At 75.1% G+C, this 12,391-nt stretch carries 11 protein-coding genes; 6 read left to right on the top strand and 5 right to left on the bottom strand.

What is annotated here, in order from left to right; genetic code table 11:
• Positions 1 to 4: 4 nt before the first annotated feature.
• The 3 genes from OG898_RS26625 to OG898_RS26615 form a co-directional block, all read right to left on the bottom strand.
• Positions 5 to 448, bottom strand: a complete 444-nt coding sequence (locus OG898_RS26625) for a roadblock/LC7 domain-containing protein (protein ID WP_243340590.1) — start codon at positions 446 to 448, stop codon at positions 5 to 7.
• Positions 448 to 3,159, bottom strand: coding sequence for a nitrate- and nitrite sensing domain-containing protein (locus OG898_RS26620; protein WP_266959666.1), 2,712 nt, complete (start codon positions 3,157 to 3,159; stop codon positions 448 to 450). The genes OG898_RS26625 and OG898_RS26620 overlap by 1 nt, the downstream gene beginning before the upstream one ends.
• Before the next feature lie 94 nt (positions 3,160 to 3,253).
• Positions 3,254 to 4,051, bottom strand: a complete 798-nt coding sequence (locus OG898_RS26615) for an MHYT domain-containing protein (protein ID WP_250745031.1) — start codon at positions 4,049 to 4,051, stop codon at positions 3,254 to 3,256.
• Between the two features lie 167 nt (positions 4,052 to 4,218).
• Here OG898_RS26615 and OG898_RS26610 point away from each other — a divergent pair, with 167 nt between their 5' ends.
• The 4 genes from OG898_RS26610 to OG898_RS26595 all read left to right on the top strand — a co-directional run bounded on the left by OG898_RS26610 (position 4,219) and on the right by OG898_RS26595 (position 6,999).
• Positions 4,219 to 4,866 carry a class I SAM-dependent methyltransferase gene (locus tag OG898_RS26610; protein WP_250745030.1) on the top strand — a complete coding sequence of 216 codons (648 nt, stop codon included), beginning with the start codon at positions 4,219 to 4,221 and terminating at the stop codon, positions 4,864 to 4,866.
• Positions 4,867 to 5,154: 288 nt separating this feature from the next.
• Entirely contained in the window at positions 5,155 to 5,943 is a 789-nt protein-coding gene (locus OG898_RS26605; protein WP_250745029.1) for a hypothetical protein, read from the top strand.
• Positions 5,944 to 6,052: 109 nt separating this feature from the next.
• On the top strand, positions 6,053 to 6,532 hold the full coding sequence (locus OG898_RS26600) for an SAM-dependent methyltransferase (RefSeq protein ID WP_250745028.1): 480 nt from the start codon (positions 6,053 to 6,055) through the stop codon (positions 6,530 to 6,532).
• A gap of 80 nt (positions 6,533 to 6,612) precedes the next feature.
• Positions 6,613 to 6,999 carry a hypothetical protein gene (locus tag OG898_RS26595; RefSeq protein WP_266959663.1) on the top strand — a complete coding sequence of 129 codons (387 nt, stop codon included), beginning with the start codon at positions 6,613 to 6,615 and terminating at the stop codon, positions 6,997 to 6,999.
• Between the two features lie 4 nt (positions 7,000 to 7,003).
• Here the strand turns inward: OG898_RS26595 and OG898_RS26590 are convergent, their stop codons facing one another.
• Together OG898_RS26590 and OG898_RS26585 are read right to left on the bottom strand one after the other, a co-directional pair.
• Positions 7,004 to 7,576 (bottom strand): MOSC domain-containing protein, encoded by a 573-nt coding sequence (locus tag OG898_RS26590; protein WP_266959661.1) that lies wholly within the window; start codon positions 7,574 to 7,576, stop codon positions 7,004 to 7,006.
• A gap of 20 nt (positions 7,577 to 7,596) precedes the next feature.
• Complete coding sequence (locus OG898_RS26585; RefSeq protein ID WP_250745025.1) at positions 7,597 to 7,779, bottom strand: hypothetical protein; 183 nt, start codon at positions 7,777 to 7,779, stop codon at positions 7,597 to 7,599.
• A gap of 271 nt (positions 7,780 to 8,050) precedes the next feature.
• Here OG898_RS26585 and OG898_RS26580 point away from each other — a divergent pair, with 271 nt between their 5' ends.
• Positions 8,051 to 11,056, top strand: coding sequence for a DEAD/DEAH box helicase (locus tag OG898_RS26580; protein ID WP_266959658.1), 3,006 nt, complete (start codon positions 8,051 to 8,053; stop codon positions 11,054 to 11,056).
• Positions 11,057 to 11,061: 5 nt separating this feature from the next.
• Positions 11,062 to 12,375, top strand: coding sequence for an SWF or SNF family helicase (locus OG898_RS26575; protein WP_266959656.1), 1,314 nt, complete (start codon positions 11,062 to 11,064; stop codon positions 12,373 to 12,375).
• Positions 12,376 to 12,391: the final 16 nt, after the last annotated feature.

Genomic DNA, 12,391 nt, shown 5'->3' with positions numbered 1-12,391 from the left:
GCCCTCAACCGGCGGCCGGCGGGCGCGCCGCGAACCGTGCCGGGGTGTACAGGTGCTCGCCGACCCGCTTGACCAGCCGGGCCATCTCGTAGGCGATGAGCCCCATGTCGGCGCCGGCCCCGCTGAGCACGGCCAGGCAGGAGCCGTCTCCGGCGGCCGCCACGAAGAGGAAGCCCTCGTCCATCTCCACCATCGTCTGGCGCACGCCCCCGGCGTGGAAGTGCCGGCCCGCGCCCTTGGCCAGGCTGTGGAAGCCGGAGGCCACGGCCGCCAGGTGCTCGGCGTCCTCCCGGCTGAGCGCGCTGGAAGCGCCCACCGCCAGGCCGTCGTTGGACAGGACCACGGCGTGCCGTACCTCGCGCACCCGGACCACGAGGTCGTCCAGGAGCCAGTCGAGTTCGCCCGACCTGCGGACGCCGTCGAGGTCGATCCTCTGATGTTCGATCATCACCGTGCTCCTTCGCCTTCGCCAGTACTGCCTGTGCCGCCCATGCCGTCCGCGTCGCCCGCGCGGCCCGGACCGTCCGCGCCGGCTCCGCCGCTCGCCTGCGTGCCCCGCACCCAGCCCGCCCGGTACGCCGCCATCCGCTCGCGCGCCTGCTCGGGGCTGCGGCCGGGCGGTGCCTCCGCTCCCCGGACCCCGGCCGGGGCCTTGGGAGCGGGGGCCTCGCGCAGCTGCGGGACGAGGCTCGCCTGCCGGACGCGGCGCGGCAGTTCGGTGACCGACGCGGCCGGGCCCGGGCCGGCCGGACCCGAGGGGGCCGATGGGCCCGAGGAGGCCGCCGCGACCGCCGGGGCGGGCGTACGGGGAACCGCGCCCGCGGAGCCGCGCGGCCGCAGCGGGGCCACCGGGGAGGGGCGGGGCTCCTCGCGCACGGGGCTCCGGTCCGGGACCGGGACCCCGCGCACGTCGTCCCGTACGACGCTGATGGTCTGGGACGGCTCCCGGTACCGCTCCCGGACCGGTTCGGCGACCGGTTCCGGCGACGGCACGGGGGCCGGGACCGGGGCCGGAGCTGCGCCGTGCTCCTCCTCGGGGTGCGGGGGGGCTGCCGTCAGGGCGCCCTGGAGCAGGGAGTTGGGGAGCAGCACCACCGCGGTGGTGCCGCCGTACGGTGACATGCGCAGGTGCACCTTCACACCGTGGCGGGCCGAGAGGCGGCTGACCACGAAGAGCCCGAGCCGGTCGCTGTCGAAGAGGTCGAGGGCCTCGGACTGCTCGATGCGCCGGTTGGCCTCCTGGAGGGATTCGCGGCCCATGCCGAGTCCGCGGTCCTCCACCTCCAGGACGTAGCCGGCGCCCACGGGCTCTCCGCTCACCCGGACCTTGGTGTGGGGCGGAGAGAACTGGGTGGCGTTCTCGATGAGTTCGGCCAGCAGGTGGGTGAGGTCGGCGACGGCTCCGCCGACGACGGCGGCCTCGGCGAGCTGGCGGACCTCGACGCGCGGGTAGTCCTCGATCTCGGAGACGGCGGCCCGTACGACGTTCGTCAGCGGGATCGGCATCCGCCAGGCACGTCCGGGAGCGGCGCCCGAGAGGATGATCAGGCTTTCCGCGTGCCGCCGCATCCGGGTGGTGAGGTGGTCGAGGCGGAACAGGTCGCCGAGCTCGTTCGGGTCGTCTGCGCGGCGCTCCATCGAGTCGAGCAGGGTGAGCTGCTTGTGCACCAGGACCTGGCTGCGACGGGCGAGGTTGACGAAGACCCCGCTCACGCCGCTGGCCAGTTCGGCGCGTTCGACGGCGGCGCTGAGCGCGGCCCGGTGGACCGTGGCCAGTGCCTCGCCGACCTGGGCGATCTCGTCGTCGGCGGCCGGTCCCCGCGGGGTTTCGGCGGCCACGTCGATGTCCTGCCCGGCCCGCAACCGGTCCATGGCCTGCGGGAGTTTGCGGTGGGCGATCTCCAGCGCGGTGTTGCGCAGCGAAACCAGTTCGACGACGAGGGCCCGGCCGATGCGGACCGAGATGACGAGCGAGGCGGCCACGGCCGCCAGGCCCAGGAGGACGGCGGCTCCGGCGGGACTCAGCGCACCCGCGCCGAACGGGTCGGTGCGGTCGGCGGCTGCGGCGTGGGCGGCGTCCGTGATCTCCCGCATCGAGCCGGCGACGGAGGTGTAGGCCGCCTCCCAGCCGGGGGGCGGGCCGGCGGCGCCGGTACCGGCCGCGGCGGCCAGCGCCCGGTCCTCGGCCCCGGTGAGGTCGGCGTAGGCGGCGCTCTTGGCCACGGACTGCCAGGCGTCCTGCTGTGCGCCGGGCAGGTCCCGGGCCGCGGTGGCGGTCAGGGCCCGGCGGGTCTCGACCGCCCCGGTCAGCCGGCGAAGCGTTTCGCCGGTGCGCGGCCCCGACACCGTCAGCAGGGCGTCCTCCCGCGACAGCTGTTCCCCGGCCCGCGCGAACTCCAGCAGGACCCGGGCGTCGACGCCCAGTTCGGCGTCCTGGCCTCCTCCGGAGAGGGCCCCGCCGACCTCCAGTGCCGCGTCGATCACCCGGGTGTACGTCTCGTACGCCGCTTCCGGGGTGGCCCGGTGCCCGGCGACGTCCTTGCGCGCCGGGCCCAGTCCCTCGGCTGCGGCGACGAAGTCGCGCAGCCGGACGACGATGTCGGTGCGGTAGTCGCCGGAGTCGGCCACGGTGTTGCGGTCGCCTAGCCGCAGGGCCCGTACGGCACCGTCCGTGCGGCGCGCCTGCTCGTCCAGGGCGGCGGCCTGGCCGGGTGCCTGGGCTGCGGCCGCCTGGCCGGCGGTGGGGTCGGCCAGCAGCCGTACGGCCGTGCGGCGTTCGGCCTGCAGGGCGGTGACGGCGGCCTCGACCGGTGCCCGGAGCTCCCGGTCGACGCGCTGGGCGCGGCTGAGGCGGGCGACGTCCTGGGCCGCGTCCACGGTCGCGAAGGCCCAGAGGGCGAGCAGGGAGACCACCGGCACCATCAGCAGCGAGACGATCTTCGCTCGGACGGTGGCGGGGCGCAGCCGCAGGCGCGGCCCGCGGCCACCGCCCCCGCCGGGTATCGCCCCGAGCACGTCGGAGACGGCGCGCTCCACGGGCTCCTCGGCGGGCGGTCCGGCGTGCGCCCGGCGGCCCGGCCCCTTGCCGCGGCCACCCGCCGGCGCGGGCGCGGGCGGCCGCGACGCCGCTGCTTCCGGTGTTCTGCGGGGTCTGCGCATGGGCTCCTCGTTCCGGGCGGTGCGCACGTACGTGACGGTCGCGGGGGTGGTGGCGGGGGCGGTGGCATGGAGGCGGCGGCCGGGCGGCGGGGCCTCAGCCGGTGGGTGCGGTGGCGGCCCGCTCTCCCAGGCGCAGGTCGGCGGAGGCCATCGCGGAGGCCTCCCGCTCGTCGGCGGTCGGTGAGAGGGCGACGAACGCGGAGGTGATGAAGAGGTAGGAGCCGAGGCCGACGGCGAGCGGGAAGATGAACTGCATGGCGGTGGCGCCCGGCAGGGCCGCGTCCGAGGGGGTGACCTCGACGGCGACCGCGAGCATGCCGGTGTAGTGCATGCTGCTGACGGCGCCGCCCATCACGAGCGAGGCGACGGCGACGGCCACCGGGGACTTGATGTTGAGGGCCGCCCACAGCGCGGCCGTGGCCGCGACGACCGCGATGGCGACGGAGAGCCCGACGGTGAGCGGCTCGTAGGAGACCGATCCGTGCAGGCGCAGGGCCGCCATGCCGAGGTAGTGCATGCTGGCGACGCCGAGGCCGGTGGTGAGGCCGCCGATGACGAGTGACCGGCCGCGGTCCTTCCCGTAGCCGACCGCGAAGACGCCGGCGCCGACGACGATCATCGCGACGAGGAGGCTGAGGATGGTCAGCGGCACGTTGTAGCGGATCTCGGTCCCGGTGACGTGGAAGCCGAGCATGGCGACGAAGTGCATCGTCCAGATCCCGGTGCCGATGGCCGAGGCCGCCGTGAGGAGCCAGTTGCGGCGGGAGGTTCCGGTCGTCGCGGCGAGCGCGCGAACGGTGCAGCGCAGGCCGAGGGCGGCGCCGATCGAAGCCATCACGTATGACAGCGCGGGGGTAAGCCAGCCATAGGCGGCGTGGTCCAGGTGTCCCATGGCCACGGAAGCTAGTCCGGGTGAGGGAGCGAACACGGGCAGCATTTCGAAAGCCACTGGAACTGCTGGAATATGACAGAGATACGTTCATCTTCGATCACGCCACGTACCACCTTGCACACGTTCCGCAGGCATGTGCCGGAACCCCGGTGAGGGATCATGGGCACATGAGCGAAGACCGCACACAGGACCAGAACCGGGACCGACCCCGGGACCAGACCCGGGACCGTGGCCACGTCCAGGAGTTCTTCGGGGCGCGCGCGGCCGGCTGGGACCGCAAGTTCCCCGGCGACGGGCCCGCCTTCGCGACCGCCGTCGGCGAGTTCGGACTGCGTCCCGGCGACCGGGTGCTCGACGCGGGCTGTGGCACCGGGCGGGCGCTGACCGCGCTCCGCGCGGCCGTCGGACCGTCGGGAACGGTGCTCGGCGCCGATGTCACCCCGCAGATGCTGGCCGCCGCGCACGAGGCCGGCCGGGACGCGGAGGGCGCCCTGCTGCTCGCGGACGTGGCCCGGCTGCCGCTGCGCGACGGGGTGCTGGACGCCGTGTTCGCCGCCGGTCTCATCGCCCATCTGCCCGACCCCGGGGCCAACTTGCGCGAGCTCGCCCGGGTGGTCCGCCCCGGCGGCCGGCTCGCACTGTTCCACCCGATCGGGCGGGCGGCCCTCGCGGCGCGCCACGGCCGCGAACTGACCCCGGACGACATGCGCGCCGAGCAGAACCTCGGCCCGCTGCTGGCCGGTTCGGGCTGGCGGATGACCTCGTACGCCGACGAGGACTCCCGCTTCCTCGCGCTGGCGGTCCGCACCCCCTGATCACGGCCGAAGAATCCTTTACGTCGGCCACGTGCCCGGAGCCCGCGGAGCCCGTCCGGACCGGCCCGGAGGTTGAGCCGGACCTCCGGCCGGCCGGTACGGGTGCCGTACGGGGCATCCGCCCGAGCCGGGCACGGGCTGCGCACCGGCCGTGCACCTGCGCACACCGGGGCGGGCGGCAGACGCTCCGTGCAGGTGGCGGGCTTGGAAATCGCCTCCCGCCAGCTCTCGACGCGGTGGTTACTCGCTGGTTAGGGTGCGCCGACGAGAGAACGACCGGGAGGCCACGTGTCCGAAGAGGAGGACGGCGGGTCGCTGTACGTGCTGACCGCCGTGCTGCTGACCCCCGCGCAGTTCCCGAGCATCCTGGGTGACGACTACCCCGAGGCCTGCTCGCTGCTCGGCGTGCCGCCGGCGGCCGCCGGGTACGGCCTGGTGCTGGGGCAGGACGAGGAGGGCGCGCGCTGGACGGTCGTGGTCGACGACGTCTCGCTCGTGGCCATGGCCATCGCCTCGTGGGACTGCGGGATGGAATACGACCTGTCCCCCGACGAACGGTCCATCGTGGTCTCGCTGGCGGGCTGGCCGCTGGCGCTCGCGGTGGCCACGGCCGGGATACCCGATCCGCACGATCCCGAGCAGGGTGCGGACGGCACGGGGCGGGTGCCGCTGGCCCCGCCGTCGGCCGAGACCTGGGGACCGGTGCAGCGGCGGATGGGCGCCGACCAGATCGCCCGGGAGTGGGCCGACTGGAGCGAGCGCGTGGCCACGGACGGCGGGGCCGCGGCGGCCGCGCACCCGGGGCTGGCGCGGGCCTTGGAGGAGGCCCTGGCGTACACGCAGAGCCCGCCGCCGCCCGGCAGGGTGCGGTCCTCCTTCGCGGGCGACGAGGCGCGGACGCTGCGCGTCGACGGGCCGGGGTGGTCGCTGGTGGCCCGCACCGACGGGGCCGCCTTCGTCCTGCTCGACGAGGAGCCGAGCGAGGTGCTGGCCGTACCGCACGAGGCCCAGGGGGAGCTTCCGGAGCTGTCGGAGCTGCTGGCGGCGCTGGACCGGGTGGCCGTGCGGCCCGCCTGATCGGGGCGTGGCAGGGCGGGGCCGGCTGGGGTGCGGTGTGGCGCGGCGTGGGTGAGCCGCGTGCGGGGTGTGCGATGGACGGGCTGGGCATGAGGGGGAGGACGCGCTGATGGATCCGGTGGAAGTGGTCCCGGTGGGCATGGTGGTGGGCGGCCGCTCGGAGGTCGTCGACGACGACTGGGGGCGGGAGACGGCGGTGATCCGCCTGGACCGGGAGCGGTTCGGTCCGGAAGCCCTGTACGGGCTGGAGGACTTCTCGCACGTCGAGGTGGTCTTCCACTTCGACCGGGTCGCGCAGGACAGGATCGAGACGGGCGCGCGGCGCCCCCGGGGCAATCCGGACTGGCCGCTCGTCGGCATCTTCGCCCAGCGCGGCAAGAACCGGCCCAACCGGCTGGGCCTCTCGCGCTGTCGCGTCCTGAAGGTGGACGTACTGGCGGCGGACGGCCCGGAGTTGCACGTGGAGGGGCTGGACGCGGTCGCGGGCACGCCGGTGCTCGACCTCAAGCCGTACATGACGGAGTTCGGCCCGCGCGGCGAGCACCGCCAGCCGGAGTGGGCGACGGAGCTGATGCGGGACTACTACTGAGTCGCGCGGGGTGGGGCGGGGCTCCGCGTGTAGGGTCCGAGACTCCGTGAGCACGTTGGGCGAGCCGACAGGAGTGCGGCATGACCTCGGTGACCCGTTTGGTCACGTACACCGATCTCCACGTCGGCGCCACGAACGCTCGGCAGTTGTCGGTGTCGGCACGGCTGGAGGCCGTCCTCGCGGACGGCCGCAGCGTGGTGTTGCTCGACGATCGCGGCTGGAGCAGCTCGGGCCCTTCGGGCATTCCTGCGCTGACCTCCCCCGAGGACATCGAGGAGACGGCCCGGACGGTGGTGGGACCGGACGAGCCGTTCGACGACATGACGCAGGAGCAGATGGCCGCCGGACACTGGGGCTACCTGGCCGGCGTCCTCGGGGAGCAGGGCGTGGACGTGGCTGCCCACGAGCTGGATCGGCTGCCCCACGACGTGGTGCTCAGCGAGCGTCTGCGCGCGTGGCTCGGCTGAGCGGTCAGACCCGGTCGAGGGGGATGTGGGGCGTCGGCGGCAGGGTGACCTCGATGGTGTCGCCGGGCTGGATGATGCCACCCCGGTGGACCACGCCCATGATTCCGGCCTTGCGGAGCACGTTGCCCTCGTCGTCCCGGCCCACCACCTGCTTGAGCAGTCCGTTCTGGAAGTTGTCGATCTGCAGGCACGGATTGCGCAGCCCGGTCACCTCGACCACCGCGTCCGCACCGAGGCGCAGCAGCGTGCCGGTCGGCAGGGCGAGCAGGTCTATGCCTTCGGTGGTGACGTTCTCCCCGAGCTGGCCCGGCTCGACCTGGTGACCGGCCTCGGCGACCTCCTCGAAGAGCTCCCGGTGGATCAGGTGCACCTGCCGGAGGTTCGGCTGCGTGGGGTCCTGGGCCACGCGGGAACGGTGCTTGACCGTGACCCCGGCGTGGACGTCGCCCTCCACCCCGAGCCCTTCGAGGAGCGTGATGCTCTCGCGCGTGGGCTTGGTGAACGAGTAGACCCCGTTGCTGCTGACCGCCGCGACCTGCGCCGTGATCGCCGCACCTGCCGTGCTCGCCGTGCTCATGGTTGGCCCCCCTGCCGCCGTCAGCGGCCGATCTGCTTCCTGGATATACCCCGCAGCCTACGACGCTGGGAGGAGTCCAACAGCAGGTAGGCGGCTACCGGAACGCCGATCAGGACCAGCAGTCCGGCCCAGAACCCGACCGTCCAGAACAGTGCAATGGCTGCCACCACACCGGCAACCGCGATCTTTCCGCTCGTGGACATCTGCGGCACCCTCTTTCTCCGTCGGCCACTACCTCACACAACGCGCGCTCCGGGCCCCGCGTTCCCGGCTCCTCTTTTTCCGTTCCGCTCGTGCACGGCGGCTCGCGCACGGCAGCTCGCGTACGTCGGCTCGTGCACGGCGGCTCGCGCACGCCCGCTCGCGCGAACGGCCGAGGACGTGACCCGGGTCACCGCGTCGCCGCGGGCCGGGGCGGCCGCCGGTGGGTTACTCTCGGCCACTCCGTATCCGGTAGTCAAGTTTGAGGAATGCGTGCTCCCAACGATCTCCGGCCTCATCCCCTGCTCCGCCGTCTTCCTCCCCGCCGAGCCGGCCCGCGAGGGCCGGATCGCCTTCTGGCGGCCCGACCCGGCCGAAAGCCTCCACCTCGGCGGCCGGGGCGCCCCCGAGCAACTCACCATCGTCACGCCCGACCTGCTGCGCACCACGGTGCCGGCCCTCGTGCTGCCCCTCACCGAAGCCCTGCCGCTGCTCACCCGGGTCCGGTCCGCCGCATCGGCCGGAGCCGCGCCCTTCTGGGGCGCCGCCACCCTGCTGGCCCTGCGCTTCGCCGCCCGCGGGCTGCTGCTGCCCGGGCTGAGCCCCGCCGGGTACGACGCCTGGCGGCTCGGGCCGCTGGACGCCGCCGATCTGGAGGAGGTCCGGGAGCTGGCGGCGGCCATGCCGCCCGACGCGCACTGCGTACCGGTCGACCTCGGCGACGGTGCCGCCGGTGGCGACGGCAGGGCCGACACCGGCACCGGCACCGGCACCGGCACCGCCGGGGATCGTGACCTCGCCGTCCCGCCGCGGCTGCCCGCCCCGGAGCCGCTGCTGCGCGCCTTCCTCGACGCCGTCGCCGACACCCTGCCCCGCTCCCCCGCCGCGCCCGCCGCCGCCGGTGGCTCCGCCTACGCCGCCCGCCCGCCGCAGCTCCACCCCGAACTGCGCGACTGGGCCGCGGAGGTCGCGGCCGGGCACGACGCCGGGGTGCGCGTCTCGCTCCGCATCGAGGTGGACCCGGACGCCCGGCCCGCCGCCTTCCGCGCCGTCCTGCAGATGCACGGCCTCGCGGACGCCGCGCTCGTCGCGGACGCAGCCGACGTCTGGGCCGGGTCCGGACCCGCCGCGGCCGCCTTCCCGCCCGGTGCCCGCCTGGACGCCCTCCGGGCCCTGCGCCGCGCCGCCCGCCTGTGGCCGCCGCTCGCGCCGCTGCTCGGCGCCGCCGTCCCCGACGCGGTGAACCTCGCCGACGAGGAGGTCGCGGAGCTGCTCGGGGAGGCCGCCGGCGCCCTGGCGGCCGACGGGGTGCAGGTGCACTGGCCGCGCGGGCTCGCCCGTACGCTCACCGCGCGGGCCGTTGTGGGCCGGCCCGCCACCGGCTCCGACCTGCCGGGCCTGTCGGGGCTCCCGGGGTCGCTCTCCGCCGCCTCCGCGCACCCCGTCGGCTGGCGCTACGCCCTGAGCGGGCAGGGCGATCTGACCGCCGATGAACTGGACCGGCTCGCCGAGGCGAAGCGGCCCCTGGTCCGGCTGCGCGACCAGTGGGTCCTGATCGATCCGGCCGCGGCCCGCCGGGCCCGGGCCCTGGCCCGCGAGAACCGCGAGGTGACGGCCGCCGACGCGCTGGCAGCCGTACTGACCGGCTCCGCGGAGCTCGGGGGCACGCGGTACGACGTAGAGGCCACCGGTCCGCTGGAACGGCTCCGCACGCTCCTCACGGCCGACCCCGAGCACCCCGCACCCGAGCACCCCGCACCTGGGCACTCCGGCCCGGAGCACTCCGACGCGCAGGCCGACGTACAGGCTCACGCGCAGGCCGACGTACAAGCCCCGGCCGCCCTCCGCGCCACTCTGCGCGACTACCAGCTCCGCGGCCTGCGCTGGCTCGCCCGCCTCACCGGGCTCGGCTTCGGCGCCTGCCTCGCCGACGACATGGGCCTCGGCAAGACCGTCACGCTGATCGCCCTGCACCTGCACCGCCAGGAGCACGGGCACGAGGGCCCGACGCTGGTGGTCTGCCCGGCCTCGCTGCTCGGCAACTGGCAGCGTGAGATCGAGAAGTTCGCCCCCGGCACGCCGGTGCGCCGCTTCCACGGCCCCGACCGCGACCTCGAAGGGACGGCCGGCCGACCCGCCGGGGGATTCGTCCTCACCACCTACGGCACCATGCGCCTGGACGCGCCCCGACTCGCCGCCGTGCGCTGGGGCATGGTCGTCGCGGACGAGGCCCAGCACGTCAAGAACCCGCGCTCCTCTACCGCCAAGGCCCTGCGCACCATCCCGTCGGCGGCCCGTGTCGCCCTCACGGGCACCCCGGTCGAGAACAACCTGTCCGAGCTGTGGGCCGTCCTCGACTGGACCACGCCCGGCCTCCTCGGCCGCCTCGGCACCTTCCGCACGCGCTACGCCGAGCCGGTCGAAAGCGGCCGCGACCCGCGGGCGGCGGCCCGGCTCGGTGCGCTCGTCAGGCCGTTCCTGCTGCGCCGCAAGAAGTCCGACCCCGGGATCGCGCCCGAGCTGCCGCCGAAGACCGAGACCGACCACGCGGTGTCGCTGACCCGTGAACAGGCCGGGCTGTACGAGGCGGTCGTGCGCGAGACCCTCGCCGCGATCGCCGCGGCGGACGGGATGGAGCGCCGCGGGCTCGTCGTCAAACTGCTCACCTCGCTCAAGCAGATCTGCAACCACCCCGCCCAGTACACGAAGGAGCAGCACGGCCCGAAGGAGTCCGCCGGGGCGGCCTCCGGGAAGCTGGAGCTCCTCGACGAGCTGCTCGACACGATCCTGGCCGAGGGCGGCTCGGTCCTGGTCTTCACCCAGTACGTGACGATGGCCCGCATCATCGTACGCCATCTCACCGCGCGCGGGATCGCCTCCCAACTGCTGTACGGGGGGACGCCCGTGCCGCGCCGCGAGGAGCTCGTGGACCGCTTCCAGGCGGGCGAGGTCCCCGTGTTCCTGCTCTCCCTCAAGGCCGCGGGCACCGGCCTCAACCTCACCCGCGCCGGACACGTCATCCACTACGACCGCTGGTGGAACCCCGCCGTCGAGGAACAGGCCACCGACCGCGCCTACCGCATCGGCCAGACCCAGCCCGTCCAGGTCCACCGCATCATCGCCGAAGGCACCGTCGAGGACCGGATCGCCGAACTCCTGGAACGCAAAAGGGCCCTGGCCGACGCCGTCCTCGCGGGCGGCGAGGCCGCGCTGACCGAACTGAGCGACGCGGAGCTGGCCGAACTGGTCGCGCTCCGCCCGACCGCCTCCGGGGAGTGACACGGATGAACGCGAAGGACCCGTACGCGAAGGACCCGTACGAGAAGACGTTCCCGCCGCTCCCGCCCGCCCCGGGCCGCGCCTTCGCCCGCACTTGGTGGGGGCATGCCTGGCTGCGCGCCCTGGAGGACAGCGCGCTCGACGGTCAGCAGGTCAAGCAGGGCCGGCGGTACGCGCGTTCGGGCGCCGTCGGGGCCGTGTCCGTACGGCCGGGCGGGCTGACGGCCGTGGTGCGCGATCCGGACGGGACGGCGCACCGGACCGATGTGCTGGTGCAGGAGTTCACGGAAGCGGAATGGGACCGGCTGCTCGGCATGGCGGCCGCCGAGTCCGGCCACATCGCGGCGCTGCTCGACCGGGAGGTGCCTCCGGAGCTGGTGGAGGACGCGGCGGCGGCCGGGGTGGAGCTGCTGCCCGGGATCGGCGACCTCGACCCGCGCTGCGACTGCGAGGAGTGGGACCACTGCCCGCACACGGCGGCGCTCTGCTACCAGGTGGCGCGGCTGCTGGACCAGGACCCCTTCGTGCTGTTGCTGCTGCGCGGGCGGGCGGAGGCCGGGCTGGTGGCCGAGCTGGAGGAGCGCAGCACGGCGGAAGCGGATGCTCCGGTATCCGCCGCCGACGTCGGTGTTCCGGCCTCCGAGGTCTACGCGGCGGCTTCCGCCCTGCCCCCGCTGCCCCCGCCCGCGGCGCTGCCGGACGCGCCGGGCCAGCCTCCGACGCTGGACACGGAGTCGGGGACGGAGCCGCCGGGCCTGGACGTGGACGGGGTGGAGTTCCTGGCGCAGGCGGCCGCGACGGAGGCGTACCGGCTGCTCGCGGAAGCGCTCGCTCCGGCCCACGCGGAGCGTGCCCCGCAGCCCGTGCCCACGACCGCTCACGACGCCGTACGGCTCACGGCGGAGGCCCACGACCTTCGGGTCCGCTCCCGCCTGTCGGCGGCTTCCGACAGGGACCGGGCCGCCATGGACCGGGCCGTACTCGCCTGGGGCTTCGGCGGGGCACAGGCCGTCGAGGTGCTGGAGGAGGACTGGACCCCGGACCGGGCGTCGCTCGCCCGGGCCCGGGCCGCCCTGGCATCGGCCTGGCCCGACGGGGCGGACGGTGCGGACGCCGGGGCCGGCGCTTCCGCCCCGGTGTTCCGCCGGGTCCGGTCCCGCTGGACGGAACCGGGCGGTGACCGCCAGCTCCGGCTGGGCCGCGAGGGCCGCTGGTGGCCGTACCGCCGGGCGGCGGACCACTGGCTCCCGGCGGGCCCGCCGTCCACGGACCCGGCGGCGGCGCTGGCCGCGCTGGACCCGGAGGACCCGGAGGAGTAGGAGCTCCCGGCCCGGG

It is taken from the genome of Streptomyces sp. NBC_00193, assembly GCF_026342735.1.
GTDB lineage: Bacteria > Actinomycetota > Actinomycetes > Streptomycetales > Streptomycetaceae > Streptomyces > Streptomyces stoeckheimensis.
This window is presented reverse-complemented; position numbering and strand designations above follow the sequence as displayed.